Origin of the sequence: Ruminococcus sp. OA3, from assembly GCF_022440845.1 — a bacterium.
Classification (GTDB): domain Bacteria; phylum Bacillota; class Clostridia; order Lachnospirales; family Lachnospiraceae; genus Ruminococcus_G.
In genome coordinates, this window is the sequence record NZ_JAKNTO010000001.1 from 1,702,671 (window position 1) to 1,726,732 (window position 24,062).

Sequence of the window (24,062 nt, forward strand, 5' to 3'; positions counted from 1 at the left end):
CATCCGTAAGGGTGGTTTTTGTTATACTTGTAACTTGTTTCACATAAGAAATAAGTATATCTTATGTTCAGTTTTCGGGAGAAAATATGGAAAAGGTGATAGATGAAAACTATTACGATCTGATTATCAATAATACGACAGGAACGGCAGAAAACACTGATAAAATAACGTTTTTAAATGACAGAAACAGTATGCTTCATGTCGAGGTGAAAAATTTTAGCATGTGCAATCTGGGGCAGCACTCATACTTCAGATTTCCCACATTGTATACATTATCGTCAGAATTCAGCCTCAGCAGCTCCGGGATAACACGGCTGCAGTCCAATACACTGCTCTCCTTATTTGGCCGTGGTGTAATTGTAGGTGTCATTGATACAGGAATTGATTATACACATCCTGCCTTTCGGTTTAATGACGGTACCACGCGAATCATTTCCATATGGGACCAGACCTTACAGGATGATAAGAGACCACAGGGGTTTAACTTTGGGACGGAATTCAGCAGGGATATGATAAATATCGCGCTTGCCTCCGGAGAACCAACGTCTGTGGTTCCTACGAGGGATGATAACGGACACGGCACAGCCATCGCAAGTATCATAGCAGGCAGCCCGGATGAGGAAAATTCTTTTTCCGGTGTCGTACCCGAATCACAACTTGTAGTTGTTAAACTTAAAGAGGCAAAGCAGAATCTCCGCAAGATCATGTGTGTCCCAGAAAATGTCTTATGTTATCAGGAGACAGATCTCATGCTGGGAATCCGTTATGCATTAAATACGGCTAAGGCGCTGGGGAAGCCGCTTGTCATCTGCATTGCCATAAGTTCAAGCATGACAGGGCATGAGGCGGAAGGGGCGACAAGCAGTTATATTAATAATCTTGGGCAGATGTCTCAGGTCAATATATCTGTTGCTGCCGGAAACGAGGGCAATAACCGCAGGCATTATTATGGTAATGTGACTGCTGCACCATTCAGCGAAGAATTCGAACTTAAGGTGTCCGGTAAGGACCCAATGTTTGCTTTTCAGATCTGGCCGGATCTTCTGGCGAGGCTTTCGATTCAGATTATATCACCAAATGGAGAATCCATGCCAATTGTTTATCCGTCTATATCCGGATGCGTTGAACATCGTTTTATATTAAGTTCCACAACCGTATGGGTGAACAATATACTGCTCGAGGAGGAGAACGGAACACAGATGATCATGATTCGCTTCAACGATACAATGGAAGGAATATGGAGGATGCGTGTCATAAATATTGACAGTAATCCTTTTTGCTACCACTGCTGGCTTCCCTCGGCTGAAATGATCTCAGATGATACCTATTTCTTAAACTCAAATCCGGATACCGTGATAACTTCTCCGGGGAATGCGGATTATGCGTTGACGGTGGGAGCTTACAATCAATATAATGACAGCATTTTACTTACTTCAAGCCGTGGTTATACACGGGTTGGACGGGTTAAACCCGACATAGCGGCACCAGGATTTGAAATACCGTGTGCGATTCCGAATAACGGTTATATGACGCTGACAGGGACCGGGGCAGCGGCGGCTCATGCGGCCGGCGCAGTTGCGATCATTTTTGAATGGGCTGTTGTCAAGGGGAATTATACATCGATAACCGGAAATGATATAAATACGCTGGTCCTGAGAGGGGCTTCAAGGAAACCGTCAGACAGTTATCCGAATAATATCTGGGGATATGGAAAGCTGGATTTATATTCTCTTTTTGAACTGTTAACATTTATTTGAGTTAACAAAAGGAGAGCCGGGGCAAAAGCCCCGGCAGATATGAAAAAAATCTATATATATGTAAATTATTGTTAGGCGAGGTACAACGGCATTCTCTGAACTTACCTCTGACTTTTACTGCTGTTGTCCTCTTTGTTTATAATAATAGTATACAGAACAATTGTGATGGAACTGTGATGCTATTTTTAACAAATCGTGACAAGAAGGTAAAAGATATATAAAGTGCTTTATAAGAATTTTAGAAAAACAACGGAAGTGATAATAAGAGTCCACAAAGCAAAAATATCTGACCCCAAAGGTCAGATATATAAATACAAATAGTTCAGAAAACCCACATAGATAAATGGCTTTTCACAATGGAGTATACGGGATTCGAACCCGTGGCCTCAACAATGCGAAAGTCATATTTGGTCTTTTGTATTTTTCATATTTTGCTGTAAACGCTGATTTTATGCGGTTCTCCAAGAATTCACCTTTTTTGTGTTTTAATAACTTTTACGCTTTTTACTCCCTTTGGTCCCCAAACAGTCCCCAAAATCCACTAGGAGATACCAGCGTTCTTTGCAATAATATCAAGTGTATTAGCAGCAGTTTTATCGGCTTCGGCGATTGCGTGAGTGTAAATATCCAGCGTTACAGAAGTCTTACTGTGTCCGAGACGTTTTGAGACGGTGGCGATATCTGTATTTTGATAAATTAAAATACTGGCTGAAGTATGCCTAAGACCGTGCAGTGTAATCTCTGGTAGTTTATCGTTCGGCTGGCATTGTGAATTATAATTCAGTATTACATCTTTGAATTTTGCAGATACAGTATCAGGATACATGCGGGTGCCATCTGCCTGACAAAATACGTTATCAATTCCTTTCCAAAAAGTTCCTAATTTCAGACGTTCTTCCTGCTGGTGAGTCCGCCATCGCTTTGCCAGGTCCATAACAGAGACAGGCATATTGATGACACGGGTTCCGCTGGATGTTTTGGTTTCCTTGACAATAATTCCCTTGGAAGTCTTGCTGACGGTTTTACTTATATTTATGGTTCCCTTGTCAAAGTTAAAGTCAGACCAGTCCAGAGCAATCAATTCACTTCTGCGACAGCCCGAAAAGGCGGCCATGATATAAAATAGTTTGAATTGCTCTGACAGAAATCGTGTTTCGGTATACTCCGGTACTGAATATGTTGTACCGCCTTTTAGAGTTCGCTTGTGGGCTTTGTACGTTGCTGTTTGTGGAAGCTCCAGCGCTTGAATAAAGCGATTTAACTCTTCAAGGGTAAAGCTCTTAGGGGTCGGCTTTTTATACTGCGTACGTGGCGGTTTAACGCGTGTAAGAGGGTTATTCGGAGCAATGTGCATATCAACAGCCCATCTCATAACACTGCTGAAAATTGTAATATGACGATTGATTGTAGAGGATGCCAGTGCACGTTCGTCTCCTGCTTTTTTTGCGGTATCATTATAAAAAGTTTGAATATTCATGGTCTGTCGGCAAAGGTCGGCAACCTTAAAATGACCAAAATGCGGCAGAAGCTTATTTCTTAGATAGGTTTCATATCCTTCAGCAGTTGCAGTCGTCAGTTCCATATAGGCATATTCTTTTAAATAACGCTCAACCAGTTCCGAGAATTTCATGTTGCTTTCAGCAAGGAGGTCACCGTTTTTGACTTTTCGCTCGAATTCAGCAGCATACCGCTCAAGCTCTTTTTGGATCACAGATTCAGCTTTTACTTTTCCGGTGCGGGTGGTGTATTCGGGGTGATAAGTGGTTGATTGCGTGATTTTCTTGCCTTTGGAATCATAGCCAACACACACTTTGATTCGATAAGAATCACCTCTTTTTTCAATGTTTGCCATAGTATCATCCTCCTTTTGCGTATAAAAATAACAGCCAGCAGGAAACATGTGTTCCGCTTGCGGGGCTGCTCCGAAGATGATACAATATTTTTGTTCAGAAAAATGTGTATATCTTCGGATGTATGCTTGCCGTCCCTGGTTGCCGCCGGGGGCGGTTTTTGCTACTTGTCTGTATTTTTTAATTTAATAAGTGAAACAATAGCTGTTATTGCGCAGATTAAACACCATGCAGCCCATATGTACAAATCAGCATAACTACCGGCCATAGTAAAACCACAAAGTGCGCCAATGCCGAAAAGTACAATAAGAGCGATATTTCCGCCCTTGCTTCCACGTCTTGTGACAATAGAAACAATCCCTCCAGCGAGAAGCATGATAGCGACAATGATTCCTGCACTGCCTCCGACTTCTCCGTTAGCTTCCAGTGTGTTGCTCAGTCCTGCGGCGCATGACTGAAAGCTGACAAACGCAAATAAAACGATTGACAAGATTCCCGATACCAGTTTCCATGTTTTCATAGGTACCCCTCCTTTAAATATTTTATATTAATCGCCGAAGCGGTTAAACCGTAGTCTTATTTCAGATCTTCAGGAGACGCAGAAAAGTGATATTCAAATAAGGTACTGTCATATTCTACGCCTACTAAACCATTTATAAAATCTGCGGCGGCTTGCCCGACTGCTTCTGCCGTACTGTCTTTTTCTCCCATAGAAGTGTATTCTGTGAAAATATTATTCCATTCCTCCTCTGTACCTGCGTAGTAAATTTGTACCTTATTCTCATCTTTAGGATGAAGATATGATAATGTATAATCATATACCATACTCATTGATTGTGGAAAAAATATCTTTTCAACGTCACTGCCATTGAAAATTGAAGTTTTGGTTTCTGTAATTCCCTCATCAAGAATTAGCGTTGTAACCTTATGATTGGATATCTGAAACTCAGAGAGATTAGTGTTATATACACTTCCAGTAATTTCATATGATGATTTTATTTCAAGGATATCAGAATCACCGTTGTAAGTTTCCAAATTAATAGTGTCTGGATCAATAGAATAGGAAAAGTCATCCGGTTTTATATTAACTTCCAAGTTTTTTTCTGAGGAAGCAGATGTATGCTTTTTGTCGTTACTACCTGTCATATTAAAAAATAAAATGATCAGAACTAATATAAAGCAGACTATCAAAATTCTTAAGACCCAATTTTTATTCGTCTTACTATTTTTGAGTATTTTATCCATTGGATTTCCACAGTTTGGACAAGCAGATGCCTTGTCGCTGATTTCTTTTCCACATTCTGGACATTTAATTAATGCCATACCATCCCTCCTATTAAGATTATTTTTCCTAGAACAGCCCCTCCGCCTTGCCAGACAGTGATCCGGGTTTATTATTAACCACGTGGGTGATTAATCGACAGACCTAAATCCCTAAACAGGTCACACATCTATTTATCCACTTTTTCAATAGTGTTTGCTTTTTTTATTTCTTTTTCAATTGCTTTCTTTTCGTTTCTCCATGCATCTTTAAGATCTGAAGCGAAATGTAGTAAATATCTAATTGACATAAAATACGGATCAGAGTAGCCTCCTTCAATACGATTTCTTAATCCGCACTGTACTCCTGATAGTCGATAATCATTAGTTTTTGCAGATGAGTAGGCAAAATTTTTCAATGCATCGAAGAAATGCGGACAATTTTCAGCTTTATTTACAAGAGTAGTATACTGGTCACACATTTCTATGCGCTCATTTATGATCGGTATAAGATCACCTCGTTTTTTTAATGGCCGATAATCTTTGATCTCAGTGTCAAGGAAGGCTAATAGAACTAATATATCAGATAGTGCCTGCGCCGCATCCTTAAGATCATCTTTTTCTTTAAGGAGGCGTTCTTTTTCAAGCGCTTTATTACGCATAGCTTCTAGGCACTTATATTCTTTCAATTCTAATTGGTATGCATATTCACAATCTTTGCATCTCCCGTATGCATTGACTCGAATGAAAAGACCTTTATTTCCACAAACAATACATTCAGCCATTAGTTCACCTCTTTGCGATGAGTTTTAGAAGCAGTGTATATTAATCAATGATTTTTAGTACATTATAAACAGGAATAAAATAGACTAAATAATTATCAATCTCAACATATACTCCATATTTAGAGCGATAACAGTCAACAGCTTCACGAAGAAATTCTTCAGATACTTCCAAAAAATCAGCAGTTTCATTCCAGGTCTTGCAGCCGTGCGCATATGCGTGGATAAGCCCCTGTAAGCCAATTAATTTATCGTAAGCCCACAAGCGGGCTTTGTATTCTTGTTTTCTGTTTATAGTGGCTGTTTGGTCAAGAATATTGCCTGCGGTGGTATAGTGGTGTCCCAGCTCTTCAGCCAGCACACAACATTTCTGCGCAGTAGTTGGTATTGTGTTGCGAATGGCAATACGTTCACCGCTAATTAACCCATCATTGTTGTAAAGCCGTTTTTCTTTTACTACAAGTCCGGCATCTTCGGACTCTATTAGCAAGTTATCATATACCAAATGGTATCACTCCCATTCACTATCATTGTTCATGATATCGTCATCGTGTTTTTGGTCTTCTTCGGTAGGTTTTTGGTCGGTACGCTGGTGGGCGGCTCTTACGCTCAGTTCTTCTTCTAGTATTTGGTTTTGCAAAAGATTTTCTGCGTAAGAGATTCCTTTCTTTTTATTATCATCATTTAATTTGGAAAAGGAATCAAGCATTTTCTTTTCATAAAATTGAATATTCCATTTCTCTGCATACTGATTGCGGGACTCTTTTTGAACTTTTAATACCTCTGGATCAAATCGTTCCATAGGTGCATCTAATCCCATAAGCCATTGCTCACTTACGTTTAAGGCTTTTGCTAAAATAAAGAGCTTATCAGATTTAGGTTTTGTATAACCGGACATATAATGACTAATTGTTGACTTTGATAAACCGGTTTTTTCTGCTAATTCTGTTGGCTTAATATTTTTTACAGAAAGAGCTTTGTTAAATCTTGTTTTAAAGGTTTCTTTATGCGCATTCATAACGATGCTCCTTTCTTTAGATATATAATATCAAAATCGAAACCGAAATACAAGAGTTTTGAATAAAAAAGTTTAAAAATTGAAAATTTAGTATTGACAGTGTCTACAAGATAGGGTATATTAAATGTAGTTTCAAAATTGAAATACGAAAGGAGGGAATAGAATTGCGTGAAAAAATTATTTTTGACTATAGTAAATTGAAAGGAAAGATAGTTGAAAATTATGGAACTCAGGGCAAGTTTGCGACTGTAAATAATCTCACAGACAGGTCAATATCCCTGAAATTAAATAATGGAATTGGGCTTTCACAGGATGAAATATTAAAATGGTGTGAATTGCTTGATATTGAGATCGCAGAAATTCCATCGTATTTTTTTACTAAAAAAGTTTCAAAATTGAAACAAAGGGAGGACGCATGAACGAGTTAACGACATTAGAAAAACAACTTCCTAATACTATTGAAGATGTTGCGAAATTTGCTTTAATTGGTGTTGAAAAATTGAAATCCCTGAAAGCCGAAATTAGAGCAATTCAAAAAATTCAATTAGCGAAAGAAGTATACGACCAAAAGCTCGAAGAACAGAGGTTACTCTCGGAATTAATCCTGGATGCTTATGTAAAGCTTGGTGAATTTTCAAAGCATATCCCAAAACAAAGTGGGTTACGAAGTGACCTAACCTCGTATCCGTGTGGTAACGAGGTTAAGAAAACGAAAGAACAAACAATGAAAGACTTAGGTTTTTCCAAAAAGCAAACGTACGAGTTTGAAACACTGGCAGATAATAAAGAAATTGTTGAACAGGCAAAACAGAAAGCAAAGGAAGTCGGCGAGCCTGTTACAAAAAATAGGATTCTGGATTTTGTCAGTAAGAAAACACAAACACCATCAGTTCAAAAAAAAGATGATTTTTACTCTTATATGGATGAGTGCGGCAAGGTAACAAAAAAGTATCATAAAGCGATAGGGGCATTTATGTATATTAACGCCGATGAGAAAGAATTTAAAATGCTTAGTGAAGTAATAACAGCACAAACCGCAGAAACCTATTTACATGAGACAGAAGATTCAATCAGCAAGTTATTAAGAATTCAAAATTATATGAAAGAGGTGATACATAATGGCAAGAACAAGAACATTAGAACCTAAAGCGAGGGAGGTTATTATACAAATAATGAGAGAATCCGGGGAAATGGAAACAGAGGATCTTATGGATTTGATACGACCTCACTTCCTGTTTGATCCGCAGGTGGCTAAAGAACAGCAGATACGCCGAAAGGCAAATCAATTGGCGGCGCAGATAAGGGATGAATACGGGACGCGGACAGTGTTTAATTGCAAAGTTGATGGTGTTTCCAAATACGTCAATATTGATGAGAGCAGGAATGTTCAAGCTCTGAGAAGCGTAGAGGGGCAGTTGGCAGAAAAACTTGATGGACTGGTGGTCTCTAAGGCGAAAGCTTCAAGGCGTCGGATGGAGGTTGAGGGACAGATGAGTCTGGATCTGACAAAAATAATGTGACTTAGTTGGAATTTTCCCCAACTTGTGAGGAAGGAGAAGCTATGAACAAAAACGAAATCAGTATTTTTAAAAATCCTGAACTGGGTATTCAGGTAAGAGTTATGGAAAATGAAGACGGCAGCATTTCAATTAATGCGGAGGACACAGCAAGAGGATTCGGGTGGACTACCGTTGCCAAAAGTGGCAACGAGGTTGTGAGATGGGCAAGAGTAAATGAATACTGTAAGGAGTTAGGCTTTTCACAAGAAGTTGGGAAAGATGATTACATACCAGAAGCCCTGTTTTACCGTCTCGGAATGAAAGCGAGCAACGCAGCAGCAGAGAATTACCAGAACTGGCTGGCATTTGATGTGATTCCATCCATAAGAAAAACAGGCAGCTACTCAATGCCGAAAAAACCGAGGCAGCCGAAGATCGAAAGCCTTCCAAGTGCAACCAATGCCGTAAAAACACTTATGCCACTGATGGAGAAAGCAGGTTTCAGTAATGAGATTCAACTCCTGACAGCAAAGACCTTATACTGTAAAGCTGGTTGCGAGCTGCCATTTGAGATTCAAACAGAGCAGCCATACTACGACACCGTACATATCGCCCGAGAAATCGGAATTTTTACAAAGACGGGCAAGCCGGCCAGCGATGCTGTCGGCAACATTATCAAAAAGCTGGATATTAACGATTCTGAATATATTGAAACGTTGGAGTCAAAAGGCAACTGGCAGGGATCCGTCAAGAAGTATGTTCCATCGGTGACAGAGAAAGTCTTAGAGTGGCTTAAAGAACATGATTATCCTGAAGATATTCCGTATACAGAGCGGAGTGGAAAAGAGAAGAGTAATCATGTGGTTTATAGATTGAAGAAATTACTCACAGATTAAAGGAGGATTACACAATGAGTAAGTTATATTTTGAAATGAGCGAAGCAGAACAGATATTCAGCCGAATTGAGCATGACTTGGAATGGGCTACGTGCATGATGGCAGAAGGGGTTAATACAGCAAGCTCCCCAATGCGTATGCGCCACGCTCAATACCGGGAACTGTATGGTGAGGCTTGTGATTTATTGAATGCTTCACTGGATCATATCAGCCGTTTACGTACAGCTGTAGAAGAGCGATACGATGAGCATGCTCAGGGTATGGATGATGAAGATTCAGAATCAGAAGATTGCGTGGAAGAGAACGCAGGGGTTTCTATATACGAAATTGATCGTTTAGATGCAGCAAGCGTCCTGAGAAATATGGTGCTGTATGATCTGCATGGTGCGTTTGACGAAAGCGGTGAAGAAGTAGGTATGGCATACATATTCCGAACGAATGAGCAGGAAGAATTCAGCAAGTACAGAACTCTTATTGTATATGGAGACGGAACACTGAAACTGTCAGAAGCGTATTGAAGGAGGTGATCAGATGGCAGCAGTACCGCGTATGGCCACGATCCAGCAGGCAGCAGATGAAACAGGGCTTACTTATGGATGCCTGCGGAAATGGTGTCTGGAGGGCAGAATTGTATACCGGAGAGTCGGCAGCAAATATTTGATCAACCTGGACAGATTGGCAGATTATCTAAATGGAGAGGAGGTCGAAGATGATGACGAAGATGATAGCAATCCCACAGGAGACGTATGAGAAGATGCTGGAGAGCTACGACAAGGTGGTAGAGGAGCTGGAAGCCATAAGGCAGCAAATGGAAGCGTTAAGGCATGAAAATACCCCTGAATAAGCTGGCGGGCTAAAATCAGGGGTCACATAGACAAGCTATGATGTACATATACAACTTAAATATATCATGGCTTGTCGGAAAGGACAAGTGTTATGAGTAGAAAAATTAACCTTGAAAAGTATATAGAGTCAGGAAAACAACACTGCATAGACCAACATCACCCTTCGATTGAGGAGTTTGAATCAATTCGAAAAAGTTCAAATGATGTGTATGAAATCATGCTGTTTGCCTTTTTCTATGGATATGAAAGGGCTTATCGAAGCAGCGCCAGAGGAACGCAGAGAGGAGGGCACTCCTGTGAATGAGATGAAAAAGGTGACATATGAGATTGTTGCAGAGCTTGGAAAGCTTACGATTGATGAGATTAAGGAATTTGAGATTGAATGACTGCGGGAGTTGGATGATCGCAATACATCAAGAGTCATCAGGATTCTGATTCATGAAGCGTGCAGATTAGTGATCGAGAAGAAAGAAGAAAAACTTCGGAAGCGAGGTATGGCGGTATGAAATATCCAAATTTAAGAGAACTGGCACCTTATTTTCAACTGGCATACTTTGCACATATCACTCCGGATCTGTTACAGGCTGTATTTAAAAGTGAACTGTTTATTCGGTGTGAGCAGGATAAGATACATCGCAAGCTGAGAGGGATCCGAGGGGGGGTGCAGCAAAATGAATGCCAACGTGAAAAAATACATAGAAGCGGGCAAAAACCATGTTCCGGTAGCTCAAGATTTAAGTATGAGTGAATTACGTTGCCTTCAGGAATATAGTAACTTCGATATTCTCGACGCGGTAATAAATGCATTTCATTTCGGATATGAAAGAGCTTACAGATCTGCAAGGAGGAGTAAACACGATGAATGAACAAGAGTATAGGGATTGTATTAATAAAATGCTGGATGCGATTCATGATCCGGACAAGTTAAGAAGGGTTTATCTAATGGCTCACTGCATGTTTGTTAGGGAGGAAAAACGGCATGAAACAACCGAAATATAAGAAGGAACTGCGGGAAGGGATTATACAGAATGTTAATTCCATTAAAAATGTATTTGCACTTAGGGAAATTTACAAGCTTACGGAAATAATGAATCGGAAATATGACGATAAACAATGGGAGACGCTGACGGATCTGGAATGGAATCAGACAAGTACAGTAGCAAATATTTTGAGGTGTGATGATCCAAAGCAGATGCGCATTATTAAACTGTTTACTGATACTATCACGACACCCGAGAAGAGGAGAAATGCGCATGAATAGAGAACAGGTAAAACAGGCAATTGCTGATTACATTATCGAAAACAATCATGTATCATACGTGGAATTAAATCAGTTTATGGAATCCATCGGCTACGATTATCATGGTGATTTTGATATCACATCTGGAAAGTGCAGCCATGTAATATTCTGGACGGGATGGAACAAAGAGGCGATTGAGATTATCAATGAGCTGACGGGGGAAGGCATCATACATAAAGAACCGACACAATTTTTCACGTATTTGATTGACGGCGGCGGACTTGACCTGCCGATCGTCAAGACAGCACGTGACTATAAGACGGACCACTGGCTGCCAGTGGTGTTCTGCAGGGGACCGGAGGAGGATATGAAGCGATGACTATAAAAATAATATTTGAACTGGTGAGAAAAGTTCTGTAACTGGAGCGGGGTACACTGAATGGCTGAAACATACAATTTAATGCAGCATGCATTATCATACGCAAAAATGGGATTAGCAGTGTTCCCCATACAGTCCTGGGGAAATACTGAGAAAGCTTTTAAGAAGCCGCTCACAAAGAATGGATTTCAGAATGCCAGTATGGATCCAGAGCAGATAAAGCGGTGGTGGGCAGAATGGCCAAACGCCAATATTGGAATTGCCCTGGGAAAGAGGTCTGGTGGTATTTTTGCGATAGATCTGGATATTAAAAAAGAGGCAGGCATCGACGGCCGGGAAACTCTCAGGGAGTGGGAACATGAACACGGTTCTCTTCCGGAGGATACCTGGAGATCTATTACAGGAAAAGGCGGGGAACATATCTTTTACAAGACGGATCGTGAGGTTTCTTGCAACCGTGATATCTTCGGGAATGAGTGTGGAGTAGATATTCGAGGGGACGGCGGGTATATTATTGCGCCGCCAAGTCTGCATTTTTCCGGAAGACGATATGAATGGGAATACGCACCCGATGAGTTCCAGATTGCAGAAGCAAATGAAACGGTTTTTTCCTTTATTATGCCGGAAAAAGATCTGGAAAGAAAACGATTTGAGGTGCCGGAAACAATCATGCAGGGAAGCCGAGATGATACGATCTTTAAGCTGGCCTGCAGCCTCCAGGCAAAAGGGCTTTCGGATGAAGCAATATTGGCGGCGGTCCAAAAGGAGAATGAGACGAGGTGTGTACCGCCACTGTCGGATAAAGAGGTACGGCAAAAGGTAGAAAGTGCATTAAAATATCAGAAATCAACCACTCCGTATTCTAATGCTGTTATCAGAGAAGCAAATAAAGTAACGCAATTTGTTGACGCTCCTCTTACTTTGAAAAGCGGTCAGTGGGATTGTGACAAAAACGGGGTATACAAATGGGTGCCGGCAAGAAAAGAAACAGACCCGCCAGTCCTGATCACAGCCTCACATCAACAAATATTGCCAATAGGACTGCTGGAAAATATCGAAACCGGGGAGCAGAAATATAATCTTGCATTCAGCGTAAAGAGAAATGGCAGATACGTATGGAAGGATATTAAGGTGGAGCCTGCGATCTGCTGTACCAAGACAAAAATCATAGGGCTTGCAAATCTTGGGATACAGGTAAATGATCAGACGGCAAAGGCACTGGTGGGGTATCTTGCAGATATGTATCGTATTAATGAGGAAACCATACCGATTGAAAAGGCGATCTCACATTTCGGATGGGTGGGAAACAACTTTTTTCCCTATATGGAAGGCATTATTTTTGACGGGGATATTGCGCAGGAAAAGACCGTGGCTGCACTGAAGCCTTATGGAAATTTTGAGCAGTGGAAAGCTGCCTGCAGAGAATACCGAAAGAATTTGTATATCCGGTTGTTAATAGATGCAAGCCTGGCATCTGTCCTGATAAAAAAATTAGGGTGTTTATGTTTTGTAGTGCACTTGTGGGGACCTTCAGGGACAGGAAAGACGGTTGGGTTTATGGCGGCGGCCTCTGTTTGGGGGCGTCCGGATGACCTGATGCTTTCTGTGGATTCTACCATTAATTACTGTACCGGTCGGGCGGCGCTGATGAAAAACCTGCCGGTATTCGTGGATGAAACACAGCTTGCGAAGGGAGATCTGAGTAAACTGATCTATTCAATGACGGAGGGGAAGAAAAGAGGGCGTTTGGATCGTAATAGCAAAGAACGGAATCAGGGGACGTGGGAAAATGTCTCATTCTTCAACGGGGAGCAGCCGATCATCAATAACAGCTCAGGTGCCGGAGCTATTAACCGTGTGATAGAACTGGAAGTAGAGGGACCGCTGTTTTCGGACTACGGAGGCGTTCTTGAGACGGTGAGGGAGAATTACGGATATGCAGGAGAGGCTTTTGTGAAATACGTCCAGGGGATCCCGGATAAGCAATTGATCCAGGAGCACAAGGAGCTGTGTAAGGAAATCTCTGAACTGGCACAGAGCACCGGGAAACAGGCGCAGAGCCTGGCATGTATCATGCTGGCAGACCGTTTGGCAGAAAAGTGTTTATTTCCCGGGGAAGAGCCGATGAATTTGAAAAACAGCGCTATTTTCCTTAAGAACACAAGTGAAGTATCTCAGGCAGAACGAGCGTATCGCTTTATCGTGGATTGGATTGCACTGAATAATAAGTCCTTTGAACCAATTTATTCAATACAGCAGTATGGCGTTATTAATGAGAAAGACAACTATTGCCTGTTTAACAAAAGCAAGTTGTGCGAAGTTATGGAGGACAACGGCTTTAACTTTGATGCAGTGAAAAAGGAATGGGCGCAGATGGGTTATTTAGAGAAAACATTAGACGGGAAATACGCCTTTTTAACAACAGCTGGGACGGTTACAACAAAAGCTCGCTATGTAAAGATTACTATTATGGGAAGAAAGACCATCGAGGAGCTTGAGGATGTGGTTGGAGTGGACCCAGATGAAATTTTTAAAGGATAGTCTCACATTTAGTCTCACCTTTTTATAAAATGTGAGATTTAGGTGAGATCGAAAATCATCAGTGTTTATCAGGCTCTTTGATACAGAATCTCACATTCTCACATAAATATTTAGTAGAGAACGTATAATATGTATTTTTATATATGGGTTGCTAAAATGAGGGAGTGTATTAATATATAGCCTTCTAGTAGAAAAACAGGTGAGAATGTGAGATTCTACCCGGAAATCCGCATAAACACTGGGTTTTTCAGTCTCACCTATGCTAAAAATGATGTGAGATTTCATGTGAGAATGTGAGATTTTGAACTTATTAAAAAAGAAAAGGAGATAGAATATGAAAAAATCAAATGTATTTGAAGATAATGGCCAAATTATCTGCAGTGTCTGTGGTAAGAAGGTTATGGATAATCCGGAGGAAGCATTATTAAACATCATAAGCAATCGTGAAAACAAGATGGTCAGCATCGCAGGCTGTTGTAAAGGAAAGTGTGATTCAATTGTCTCAGCCGGGGCACCAAAGGGCTGCCTGGCAGGATGGAAGGATATTATTAATTTTACCAACCCGTATTTGTACATAAAGCATATCATGAGTGTTTTTAATTCTATGGCTGATGGCAAAGGATTTGAGAACCGAAAAGCGTTTGAGGAGTATAAACGGTTTTTATTGCTTATGTATCCGTACGTAACGAGGGATATGACAGATCAGGAAACTCATAAAGCGCAGATTGATGATATGCTGCCGTTTTAACCGATGAAACGGCATAGATTTGAGGTGAAAGTATTGGACAAATCAATTAGAGAAGAGAATGACAGAAAAAAAGCATTCCTCTGGTCATATCGGGATTCGAAAAAGGCAGTCACGAGAGCAGAGGAAGAACTGATGGAACTGCGGTTGAATAAAATGTATCCAAGCGTCATCAATGATGGGATGCCTCACGGCAGCGATCAATCCGATCTGTCCAGTTATGCAGTGACAGTGGACAAACTGGAGCGGAAGATCATGAAGAAACGCTATCAGAGGATACAAACATACAAGAGGGTGCTTGACCGTATAGAAGCTATGGATAACGAGGATGAAAAAACAGTCCTGGTGCTGCATTACATACGAGATATGGAGTGGGAGCGGATTGCGGAGAAGATGAGTTATTGTGTGAGCAACATTTATAAGATACACGGGAGAGCGCTTTTGAATTTCCGGATGAAGTAAGAGTGTAGTGTTTTATAATTGATTCCATGTTAATATGACATTAGTGAAAGTTTGAAAACAGTCACTCCCCCTCCTTAAATATTTGAATGGCTGCAGAGCCTTAAAACTTTGTAGCTGTTTTCAGAGGCCAGCACAATTGTAATGTGTTGGCCTCTGATCTCCCCTCAAATACATTTTTTTTCGAGGCGTCCTGTAGAAATATGAGGCGTTTTGGTGTAGGATAGAAAAAAGGAGGGGAGATGAAATGAATATAATGAAAATATGCAATGTCAATGTTGAAATTAATACGGAATATAAATTAGTAAATCATGGCGGTTTCTGGTGTCAGGTAACATGCACGGAAAATATGATGAAGGACATATGTGATTTACAAAGGGCTATAAAGGATATTATTGAAATTTTTGATAAGAACCAATGGTTTACTAAGTTACCAGACTATGTAGTAGTGCTTTATAGCGAAGGTAATCCAATTTGTTTACATGATGACGTGAGGATAGGGCTTCACAGAACGGATTTTGTGTTTAGGCAAGATGTTTATCAATTTACGCATGAATTTACACATCGGTGTTTAGAACAAAAAATACCCAAAACATATTTATGGTTTGAAGAAAGTATATGTATGTTGATAACAGATGTTTGCATGGAGCTATTATATGAAAAATACTGGAAAAGCGAACCAGAGTTGGCTAAGGGAATAAAAAACTTTCAAATAAATAATTTTTCATATAATTTGCCAGTAATATTTGAATGTTGGTTAAAAGAAGCATCTGATGATAAATGTAGAGAGGTTCAAAATACTATTTCTCGTTATCTTGATCAATTTATTTTTGGGAATATTCATATTTTAAAAGATATACAAAAACTTCCAGCAGCCGAGTGCAAAAATTTTAGTGAGTACTTAAAAACATGGAATAAATATTTGAATGCAGAAAGAATTACACTGGCAGAAGCTTTTGCAAATGTGTATACAATGTTATATCAAAAGGTGTAACATAACAGCAAGGGCTTTCTGGCGGTTCTTATCCATATCAAAAACCGAAATTTTATAAAGAGGTGACTTCGGTCATCTCTTTTTGATTGCACAAAGTGAGGTGAGTCTGAATGACAGAAAAACAAAAAATATTTGCCGATGAGTATCTGATCGACTTGAATGCCACGCGGGCTTACCGGATCGCTTATCCACGGATCAAGAATGATGAAACGGCGGCAGTAAATGGTAGCAAACTACTAAGAAATACTAAGGTTGCAGCTTATATCGCAGAACGGATGCAGGACCGCCAGAAGCGTACTGAGGTCACTCAGGATATGGTTGTGCAGGAGCTGGCCGCCATTGCATTTGCGCGAGCTACAGACTATGTAACTGTGCGAGCCAACGGCCCCGCGGCAATGGTTTGTATTAAATCAACAGATGAGCTGTCTGACGATCAGGTCCGGGCAATTGCCGGGATCAAAGAGGGAGCCAACGGCATTGAAATAAAGCTGAATGACAAGGAGAAAGCACTGGAACTTCTCGGACGCCATTTAGGTATGTGGAATGATAAGCTTGATATAAAAGGTATGGAAGGTGTGGTGATTGTCAATGACATCCCAAAATCAGACGACACAGGTTAGGCTGACAGATCTGATTGCCCCAGCATTTTATGACCTGCACTGGGATGTTGCCGAACACCGACACACACACTACAAACTGGCGGGTGGGCGTGGATCCACAAAGTCATCCTTTGTGAGTCTCGAGATGATTCTTGGTATGATGCAGGATTCGAACGCAAATGCCATTGCTATGCGAAAAGTTGGGCGTTTCCTGGAGGAGTCTGTATTTGAGCAGCTCCGCTGGGCGATCGACGCACTTGGAGTATCGGATAAATGGAAAGTAAGGCTCTCCCCATTAGGACTAACATACATACCTTTCGGTAATAAAATCATATTCAGGGGTGCCGATGACCCACAAAAAATTAAATCAGTCAAGCTGAAGAATGGATATTTCAAGTATATCTGGTTTGAGGAACGTTCGGAGTTTGATGGATTGGAGGAGGAGCGTACAATCTTACAGTCCCTCATGCGAGGTGGAGATGACTACTTCGTTTTCTATTCTTGGAATCCACCCAAAAGCATGAACAGCTGGGTCAACCAGGATGTACTGGAGGCGCGGTCCGATACAGTAGTCAGTCATACCGATTACCGGACTGTCCCGCGGGAATGGCTGGGGGAGCAATTCTTCATCGAGGCGGAACACTTGAAAGAGACCAAGCCCAAGGCATACGAGCATGAGTACCTGGGAATTGCGACTGGAACCGGCGGTGCGGTATTTGAGAACGTCACAGTCCGGGCGATCTCCGATGAAGAGCTTGAACGGTTTGACAGGATCCGAAACGGCCTGGACTTTGGATATGGCGCGGATCCACTGGCATATATCAAGATGCATTACGATAAGACTCGTAAGCGTCTTTTTTTGTTTGGAGAAATCTATATGGTAAAGCTGGGAAACACAAAAGCAGCCAGGGAGATCCGCAGATTGAATCCATTAAATACACTGATCACTGCGGATTCTGAGGAGCCCAGGGCGATTGCTGCCTTGAATGAATTAGGCCTGCGGATAGTTGGCGCCAAGAAAGGCCCCGGGTCCGTGGATTACGGAATGGAATTTCTGGCAGACGAATTGGAAGAGATTATCATCGATCCGAAACGATGCCCCAATGCGACAAGAGAGTTTACCAGTTATGAACTGGAAATGGACAAGGATGGGAACTTTAAAGGCAGCTATCCGGATAAGAACAATCATACCATCGATGCTGTGCGCTATGGCATGGAGGATGAAATGACCAATCGGAGAGCAAAGATTAAAAACAAAGCAAAACGAGGATTTTACTAAAGGAGGTGACGAAATGCGCCTATTTACCATGCCTGCCAGCGAGTGGGATGAACAAAACATTGATAAGCAATCCATCCGGCACCTGATACTAAAGCACCGGGCAGATGTGGATCGAATGAAGAAACTGATTCGATATTACAAGGGAGAGCACAAAATTCTGGAAGAGACGAAGCGCGAGAATAAGCTTGTCTGCAATCATGCAAAAGATATCGCAGATACTGCCAGTTCTTATTTTATCGGAAACCCGGTCACTTATAAGAGTAAATCAGATATCGCTGTTTTGACGGATGCATTGGAAGACGCTGGCGCCGATGAAGTGGACGGAGATAACGGCTTGGACTTATCCATTTATGGCCGGGCCTACGAATATATTTACACCAAGCAGGGTGAGACAGAGCTGACAATCAAGAACCTTAAACCGGAAAATACGTTTCTCGTATACGATGACACCATTGAGCAGAATGAACTTTTTGGCGTCTACTATTATGCAAAGGTGGATTCCAGGGATAAGACCAATACGGTATATGTGGCAACCGTCTTGACTGAAAACTATAAATACGTCATGAATATTCAGGATATCGAGGGTCCGCAAGTCTTTTATGAAGAGCCGGAGGGGCACTTTAAAGGTGAAGTTCCGATTGTGGAATATCTGAATAATAAGCTTGCTATCGGGGATTATGAGTTGCAGATACCTCTGATCGACGCTTATAATGCACTGATGAGTGACAGAGTGACAGACAAGGAGCAGTTTATCGATGCTATTCTTGCCTTGTACGGGGCCCTGCTAAGCGATGAGGACGCCGAAGAGCAAGGGGATGGCAGAGGAACACGCGAAGCGATGAAGCAGCTGAGCAGAGAAAGACTGCTGGAGTTACCGGCGGACGCACGGGCAGAATACCTTACACGGACGTTTGATGAGTCCGGCATTGAAATCTTAAAGAAAGCCATTGAACAGGATATTCACAAATTTTCCCATGTTCCATGTATGACGGATGAATCTTTCGGAGGAAATGTTTCCGGCGTTGCGATGGAGTTTAAGTTACTGGGACTTGAGAATATCACGAAGATCAAGACCCGATATTACAAGAAAGGGCTGCGGAAACGGCTGCGGATATTCTCCAACTTCTTAAGCACCAGATCCGGTATCAGTATTGATCTGGCAGCGATCAAGCCGACCTTCACGCGGGCACTGCCGAAGAATCTGCTGGAGATCAGCCAGATTGTGGCAAATCTGTGGGGAAAGGTAGGAAAGAAGACACTGTTGTCGCAGATCCCGTTTGTGGAAGACCCAGATGAGGAACTGAAAATCCTGGAGAGAGAAGCGAAGGAAGCAATCGAGCAACAGCAGCAAATGTTTGGAAATCAGATCAACGAGCCGCCGCCAGGCGATGAAAAGGAAAATCCGGAAGAAAAAAGGGATCCCAAGAAAAAGGATGAGGTAGATGAGTAAGCTGACCTATTGGGAACGCCGCCAGGTACAGGATCAATATCAGCATTTCCAGAAAGCAGAGGACGTCGCGGATCAGATCGCAAAGCTGTATCTGAAAGCATCCCGGTATTTAGCACTGCAGTCTGATGAGATCTTTGATCGCTATCAGGCAAAGCACGGACTGTCCCAGGCTGAAGCGCTGCGGTTGATCAATACGATGCAGGATAAGACTTCGCTGGACGAGCTGCTGCAGAAATTAAATAGCAGTGAATCCAGTCAGGAAAAAAAGGAACTGATCATGCAGCTGGAAGCTCCTGCCTATCAGGCAAGGCTGGAACGGCTGCGGCAGACACAGAACCAGCTGGATTTTCTGATGCAGAATATCTACCAGCAGGAAAAGGATTTCAGTACCAGCTTTTACACGAACCTTGCCAGTGAATCTTATTACCGGAGTATCTTCAATATTCAGCAGCGCGCGGGTCTGGCGTTTGGCTTTAACCATGTGTCTGCAGATACGATAGATCAGGTGGTAGGGAGCCGCTGGTCGGGAAAAAACTACTCGGAGCGTATTTGGGGAAATACAAAGTCTCTTGCGCAGGACCTGAAAGAAGAGCTGCTGATCAATCTGGTCACCGGCCGGACGAACCGGGAAGCATCGGAGATCATTGCCAATAAATTCGCAGGAGGTGCCAGTAAGGCCCGAAGACTGATATGGACGGAAAGTGCATATGTATCCGGGGAACTGAATTTCAAGGCATATCAGGAATGCGGCATTAAAAAATACCGATATCTGGCTACGCTGGATCTTCGGACTTCGACGATCTGCCGGGCATTGGACGGAAAAGTGTTTCTGATCAGTGAAAGGAAAGTCGGTATCAATTACCCGCCGATGCATCCCTGGTGCAGATCAACCACTATTTCAGACGTGGATGCAGATCTTCTGAAAAAATGGGAACGCTCTGCAATAGATCCGGCGACGGGTAAGGATATGAAAGTTCCGGCTGACATGACGTACGAACAGTGGTATGAAAAATACGTCAAGGGGAACCCAGTGGCGGAGGCAGAGCAGAAGAAGATTCAGAACCGGTCAGCAGATAAAGCACAGCATCAGAAATACCGGGAGATTCTAGGGGATGAGATACCGAAATCTTTTGTAAAGTTCCAGGAATTAAAGTATAATAAAGCTAAGGAATGGGAAGAGCTGAAAGCTGTAAAACAGAAAACTTTGAATGAGAAAGATTTTTCAGAAATGGGAAATCTGATCGGTAAACTGGGAAATAAAGAAGTTCGCCAGTGGTATAAAACCCATGATGGGAAGATTCCTGATTTGATTGACAGATCGTTACCGTTAAAGACTCAGGCGATACAGGCTGCGGAAATGAGGAATCAGTATCGAACGCAGGCAAGGGAGCTTATGAAGGATCAGAGGGAAAGAGCAGGACTGGATAAAGGGCATCCGAATCCTACCTTTGAGGAATTAGTCGAACACAAGATGAAAAAATATGGACTGACAAAAGAGGAGGCATATCAAGATATTATCCGAAGCAGTGCAACAACAAACAAAAAGTATGACAAGATTGCAGGCATAGACGGAGGGGAGGAATGATCATGAAAACTTATCAGCTGGATCATGAGCCAAACAGGTTGGGTTTTACCAATTATCAAAGAATTGATGAGGAAGAACTTTTTAATGGTATATTGAGTTGCTTACAAGATAATCCGGATGTTAAGATTGGTGTAAAAAAAACAGGACCAAGCGAGGATTACTATCATTGTTCGCTGTCAGGCTCTTCGTTTACATTGCTTTATGATATTGATTATGGAGCAAGTATTTATTGTGATAAACCGGACACCATGCAGGAATTAATAAGACTTTTTGAGGCAAAGTAAATGAAAACGGTATATTATTGGATCAGTGATCTTCACATAATTGGGAGACTAAAAGATTTCATTCCGTACCTTTACCAAAAGGATACGGGCTGGGTTGTTGATCAGGAGCATATATTGATGGATCGGGTTATGGGATATGAGAAATCTGAGCCATCGATATATGGGATCGGCAGTACAGATATGATGGAGCGAGTGAAAGAAATCAGCGAAGAAGAAGCCATGCAGTTTATAAGTAATATGTGATACCACCAGTCAGTAAAATGACCGGTGGTATTTTGTTGGTCGGAAGGGAGAAAAAGATATGTATCAAATATTCTACGCGTGTTTAACCATCACTTGGATACTTGATATCTTAGATCTGCCGTTTATGGATTTTATGGATACCACGATTCCCGTAAACACGCTTGCATGGATTTTGATATGGTATCTGATACCAAGGTGCAAACATGATGGAGGTGAGGAGCATGAAAGTTAAAGTGATCCAGCGGTTTAATGACCGTGTCACAAAGGAGCGGCGCGAGGCCGGCCAGATTTATGAGTATCCTGCAGAGCGGGCAAAGGAGCTGGAACAGGCAGGGTATGTGAAGCAGATGGTAAAACCGGAACAGGAAAATAAGTAACATCGTAATTGGCAGCCGGAGAGGCTGTTATTTTTATGCCTTTTAATGGCAGGCGTAAAAGAACCATGAACCTGTAACGAATGGCCCGGGCGCAAATGCGAATAGGCTGGGCGGAAAGGATAGAAGAAAGATGAGAAAAAAATATTTGAATGGTAACTGTAAAATCCCAATGAACCTGCAGGTATTTGCAGAAGATGGAGACGGTGCTGGGGCAGATGACGGCAATGGCGGCGGATCCGGAGACGATGGAGGAGATGGGGATGATGGCGCGGGAGACAACAACCCTCCATCATTCGATGATTTTTTGAAGGATACCAGTCATCAGGCAGAGTTTGACCGCCGGGTACAAAAAGCAATCGATACAGCAGTCAACAATGCACAGCAGAAATGGCAGGCACTCACGGATGATAAGCTGTCTGAAGCGGAAAAGCTGGCAAAGATGACGAAAGAGGAAAAAGCCAATTATCTCCATCAGAAAAAGGAGCGGGAACTTGCCGCCAGAGAGTCAGAGATTATGAAAAAGGAATTGATGGCGGAGGCAAAGAACACGCTTGCAACAAAGAAAATCCCAAGTGAACTTGCAGAAGTGTTAAATTACACCGATGCGGATTCCTGCAGCAAGTCTATTGCGGTTGTTGAAAAAGCATTTCAGAAAGCCGTGGAGGATGCAGTACAGGACAGGCTGAAAGGCGGCACTCCGCCAAAGAAAGCGCCGGAAGGTGATGAGAAAGCGCTTGAGACGCAAGTCGAAAATATCATGATGGGAAGACAGTAAGAAAGGAAAGGTGAAATAAATGCCAATTAATACATTAGCAACAGCAACATTATTTCAGAATACGTTGGACAAGGTGGCACTCCAGGAGGCAGTGACCGGCTGGATGGATGCCAACGCCGGACAGGTGATCTATAACGGCGGTGCAGAGGTAAAGATTCCGAAAATGTCTGTACAGGGGCTTGGAGATTATGACCGTGATAACGGATATCAGCAGGGCGGCGTAACACTGGAATACGAGACACGGAGGATGACGCAGGACCGTGGCCGGAAGTTCCAGCTGGATCCGGTTGATATTGATGAAAACAACTTTGTCACAACGGCTGCCTCTGTGATGGGAGAGTTTCAGAGAATGCATGTGGTACCGGAGATCGATGCTTACCGTATCTCTAAGATCGCGTCAGAAACTATCACGGCAAATAAAGCAGGCATGATTACATACGGATATACGCCGGGAGCCACCGGGACTTCTGCGTTAAGGAAGATGAAAGAGGGTATCAAGGCAGTCAGAGAGATGGGATATAATGGTCCACTTGTATGCCACGCTACGCCGGACTTCATTATGGAATTGGAACTGGAACTGGCAGGGAAAATCCAGAATACCACATTTTCCAAAGGCGGGATTGATACTGCAGTACCGGCAGTAGACCGGGTGCCGCTTATCTCTACAGATTCCAACCGCATGTATACCGCAATCACAATCCGCGATGGAAAAACAGAAGGACAGGAGGAAGGCGGATACATCAAAGGGACGACTGCTAAGGATATTAATTTCCTGATCATGCCGCGGACCACACCGATTGCGATTACAAAACAGGATATTATGCGTATCTTTGATCCGACAATCAACCAGAAACTGAATGCATGGCAGATGGATTACCGGAGATTCCATGATATCTGGGTACTGGATAATAAGTTGAATTCTGTTTATCTGAGTATCAAGGATGCAGCGGAATAGGGGGGCGTGTTCAATGAGACTGATCAAAGGAAATGTGGAGCGCGTAGTTTCTACAGAGGGCGCGGCTGCAAAGCTGCTCAGTGATGGTTTTCGTTTATTGCAGGCCGAGACGGTAGAAGAAGTGGAGCAGTCGAAAGATTTAGCGGATTTTAAAGTTGATGAGCTGAAGGCACTGGCAAAAGAAAAGGGAATTGCAGGATGTGAATCTCTGACCAAAAAAGAACTTTTGGAAGTGTTAAAAGAGTAGGTG

The 24,062-nt window shown here is 42.2% G+C and carries 31 protein-coding genes; 25 read left to right on the forward strand and 6 right to left on the reverse strand.

Annotated features, from left to right (window positions below):
* Positions 1-86: 86 nt before the first annotated feature.
* The gene (locus tag MCG98_RS07725) at positions 87-1,757 is read left to right on the forward strand and encodes a S8 family peptidase (RefSeq protein ID WP_240301445.1); all 1,671 of its coding nucleotides are present in this window, start codon (positions 87-89) and stop codon (positions 1,755-1,757) included.
* 541 nt (positions 1,758-2,298) lie between these two features.
* Here MCG98_RS07725 and MCG98_RS07730 read toward each other — a convergent pair.
* From MCG98_RS07730 to MCG98_RS07755, 6 genes are all read right to left on the reverse strand, one after another.
* Complete coding sequence (locus MCG98_RS07730; protein ID WP_240301446.1) at positions 2,299-3,609, reverse strand: site-specific integrase; 1,311 nt, start codon at positions 3,607-3,609, stop codon at positions 2,299-2,301.
* 161 nt (positions 3,610-3,770) lie between these two features.
* Positions 3,771-4,127: a hypothetical protein gene (locus MCG98_RS07735; protein ID WP_240301447.1), complete on the reverse strand. Its 357-nt coding sequence runs from the start codon at positions 4,125-4,127 to the stop codon at positions 3,771-3,773.
* Between the two features lie 56 nt (positions 4,128-4,183).
* Positions 4,184-4,930 carry a zinc ribbon domain-containing protein gene (locus tag MCG98_RS07740; protein ID WP_240301448.1) on the reverse strand — a complete coding sequence of 249 codons (747 nt, stop codon included), beginning with the start codon at positions 4,928-4,930 and terminating at the stop codon, positions 4,184-4,186.
* 128 nt (positions 4,931-5,058) lie between these two features.
* On the reverse strand, positions 5,059-5,652 hold the full coding sequence (locus MCG98_RS07745; RefSeq protein ID WP_240301449.1) for a hypothetical protein: 594 nt from the start codon (positions 5,650-5,652) through the stop codon (positions 5,059-5,061).
* 40 nt (positions 5,653-5,692) lie between these two features.
* The gene (locus tag MCG98_RS07750) at positions 5,693-6,154 is read right to left on the reverse strand and encodes an ImmA/IrrE family metallo-endopeptidase (RefSeq protein WP_240301450.1); all 462 of its coding nucleotides are present in this window, start codon (positions 6,152-6,154) and stop codon (positions 5,693-5,695) included.
* Between the two features lie 6 nt (positions 6,155-6,160).
* Complete coding sequence (locus MCG98_RS07755; RefSeq protein WP_240301451.1) at positions 6,161-6,667, reverse strand: helix-turn-helix domain-containing protein; 507 nt, start codon at positions 6,665-6,667, stop codon at positions 6,161-6,163.
* Positions 6,668-6,831: 164 nt separating this feature from the next.
* On the opposite strand from MCG98_RS07755, the gene MCG98_RS07760 reads away from it, so the two are divergent.
* The 24 genes from MCG98_RS07760 to MCG98_RS07865 all read left to right on the forward strand — a co-directional run bounded on the left by MCG98_RS07760 (position 6,832) and on the right by MCG98_RS07865 (position 24,059).
* Complete coding sequence (locus MCG98_RS07760) at positions 6,832-7,086, forward strand: DUF739 family protein (RefSeq protein WP_240301452.1); 255 nt, start codon at positions 6,832-6,834, stop codon at positions 7,084-7,086.
* Positions 7,083-7,814: a hypothetical protein gene (locus tag MCG98_RS07765; RefSeq protein ID WP_240301453.1), complete on the forward strand. Its 732-nt coding sequence runs from the start codon at positions 7,083-7,085 to the stop codon at positions 7,812-7,814. The genes MCG98_RS07760 and MCG98_RS07765 overlap by 4 nt, the downstream gene beginning before the upstream one ends.
* Positions 7,786-8,187, forward strand: coding sequence for a hypothetical protein (locus MCG98_RS07770; protein ID WP_240301454.1), 402 nt, complete (start codon positions 7,786-7,788; stop codon positions 8,185-8,187). The genes MCG98_RS07765 and MCG98_RS07770 overlap by 29 nt, the downstream gene beginning before the upstream one ends.
* A 41-nt stretch (positions 8,188-8,228) precedes the next feature.
* Positions 8,229-9,062, forward strand: coding sequence for a toxin Bro (locus tag MCG98_RS07775; protein WP_240301455.1), 834 nt, complete (start codon positions 8,229-8,231; stop codon positions 9,060-9,062).
* Positions 9,063-9,076: 14 nt separating this feature from the next.
* Positions 9,077-9,580 (forward strand): hypothetical protein, encoded by a 504-nt coding sequence (locus MCG98_RS07780; RefSeq protein ID WP_240301456.1) that lies wholly within the window; start codon positions 9,077-9,079, stop codon positions 9,578-9,580.
* Between the two features lie 13 nt (positions 9,581-9,593).
* Positions 9,594-9,812, forward strand: coding sequence for an excisionase family DNA-binding protein (locus tag MCG98_RS07785; protein ID WP_240301457.1), 219 nt, complete (start codon positions 9,594-9,596; stop codon positions 9,810-9,812).
* Entirely contained in the window at positions 9,772-9,906 is a 135-nt protein-coding gene (locus tag MCG98_RS18830; protein ID WP_275891315.1) for a hypothetical protein, read from the forward strand. The genes MCG98_RS07785 and MCG98_RS18830 overlap by 41 nt, the downstream gene beginning before the upstream one ends.
* A gap of 859 nt (positions 9,907-10,765) precedes the next feature.
* Positions 10,766-10,906 carry a hypothetical protein gene (locus tag MCG98_RS07790; RefSeq protein ID WP_240301458.1) on the forward strand — a complete coding sequence of 47 codons (141 nt, stop codon included), beginning with the start codon at positions 10,766-10,768 and terminating at the stop codon, positions 10,904-10,906.
* On the forward strand, positions 10,887-11,168 hold the full coding sequence (locus MCG98_RS07795) for a hypothetical protein (RefSeq protein WP_240301459.1): 282 nt from the start codon (positions 10,887-10,889) through the stop codon (positions 11,166-11,168). The genes MCG98_RS07790 and MCG98_RS07795 overlap by 20 nt, the downstream gene beginning before the upstream one ends.
* Entirely contained in the window at positions 11,161-11,526 is a 366-nt protein-coding gene (locus tag MCG98_RS07800) for a hypothetical protein (protein ID WP_240301460.1), read from the forward strand. Before MCG98_RS07795 ends, MCG98_RS07800 begins: the two co-directional genes overlap by 8 nt.
* Before the next feature lie 60 nt (positions 11,527-11,586).
* Positions 11,587-14,067, forward strand: a complete 2,481-nt coding sequence (locus tag MCG98_RS07805; protein WP_240301461.1) for a bifunctional DNA primase/polymerase — start codon at positions 11,587-11,589, stop codon at positions 14,065-14,067.
* 334 nt (positions 14,068-14,401) lie between these two features.
* A complete protein-coding gene (locus MCG98_RS07810; protein ID WP_240301462.1) occupies positions 14,402-14,815 on the forward strand; it encodes a hypothetical protein in 414 nt (137 codons plus the stop codon).
* A 33-nt stretch (positions 14,816-14,848) separates the two neighbouring features.
* Positions 14,849-15,274, forward strand: a complete 426-nt coding sequence (locus MCG98_RS07815) for a hypothetical protein (protein ID WP_240301463.1) — start codon at positions 14,849-14,851, stop codon at positions 15,272-15,274.
* Between the two features lie 244 nt (positions 15,275-15,518).
* Positions 15,519-16,265, forward strand: a complete 747-nt coding sequence (locus MCG98_RS07820; RefSeq protein ID WP_240301464.1) for a hypothetical protein — start codon at positions 15,519-15,521, stop codon at positions 16,263-16,265.
* 110 nt (positions 16,266-16,375) lie between these two features.
* Positions 16,376-16,885, forward strand: a complete 510-nt coding sequence (locus MCG98_RS07825) for a terminase small subunit (protein ID WP_240301465.1) — start codon at positions 16,376-16,378, stop codon at positions 16,883-16,885.
* Complete coding sequence (locus tag MCG98_RS07830) at positions 16,854-18,143, forward strand: PBSX family phage terminase large subunit (protein WP_240301466.1); 1,290 nt, start codon at positions 16,854-16,856, stop codon at positions 18,141-18,143. The genes MCG98_RS07825 and MCG98_RS07830 overlap by 32 nt, the downstream gene beginning before the upstream one ends.
* A 13-nt stretch (positions 18,144-18,156) precedes the next feature.
* Positions 18,157-19,593, forward strand: coding sequence for a phage portal protein (locus MCG98_RS07835; RefSeq protein WP_240301467.1), 1,437 nt, complete (start codon positions 18,157-18,159; stop codon positions 19,591-19,593).
* The gene (locus MCG98_RS07840) at positions 19,586-21,178 is read left to right on the forward strand and encodes a minor capsid protein (RefSeq protein ID WP_240301468.1); all 1,593 of its coding nucleotides are present in this window, start codon (positions 19,586-19,588) and stop codon (positions 21,176-21,178) included. Before MCG98_RS07835 ends, MCG98_RS07840 begins: the two co-directional genes overlap by 8 nt.
* A gap of 2 nt (positions 21,179-21,180) precedes the next feature.
* Complete coding sequence (locus MCG98_RS07845) at positions 21,181-21,462, forward strand: hypothetical protein (protein ID WP_240301469.1); 282 nt, start codon at positions 21,181-21,183, stop codon at positions 21,460-21,462.
* A gap of 117 nt (positions 21,463-21,579) precedes the next feature.
* Positions 21,580-21,705 carry a hypothetical protein gene (locus MCG98_RS18835; RefSeq protein ID WP_275891316.1) on the forward strand — a complete coding sequence of 42 codons (126 nt, stop codon included), beginning with the start codon at positions 21,580-21,582 and terminating at the stop codon, positions 21,703-21,705.
* A 221-nt stretch (positions 21,706-21,926) separates the two neighbouring features.
* Positions 21,927-22,082 (forward strand): hypothetical protein, encoded by a 156-nt coding sequence (locus MCG98_RS07850; protein WP_240301470.1) that lies wholly within the window; start codon positions 21,927-21,929, stop codon positions 22,080-22,082.
* A gap of 130 nt (positions 22,083-22,212) precedes the next feature.
* The gene (locus MCG98_RS07855; RefSeq protein ID WP_240301471.1) at positions 22,213-22,857 is read left to right on the forward strand and encodes a DUF4355 domain-containing protein; all 645 of its coding nucleotides are present in this window, start codon (positions 22,213-22,215) and stop codon (positions 22,855-22,857) included.
* 19 nt (positions 22,858-22,876) lie between these two features.
* Complete coding sequence (locus MCG98_RS07860; protein ID WP_240301472.1) at positions 22,877-23,812, forward strand: hypothetical protein; 936 nt, start codon at positions 22,877-22,879, stop codon at positions 23,810-23,812.
* 13 nt (positions 23,813-23,825) lie between these two features.
* Positions 23,826-24,059, forward strand: coding sequence for a Rho termination factor N-terminal domain-containing protein (locus MCG98_RS07865; protein ID WP_240301473.1), 234 nt, complete (start codon positions 23,826-23,828; stop codon positions 24,057-24,059).
* Positions 24,060-24,062 lie beyond the last annotated feature (3 nt).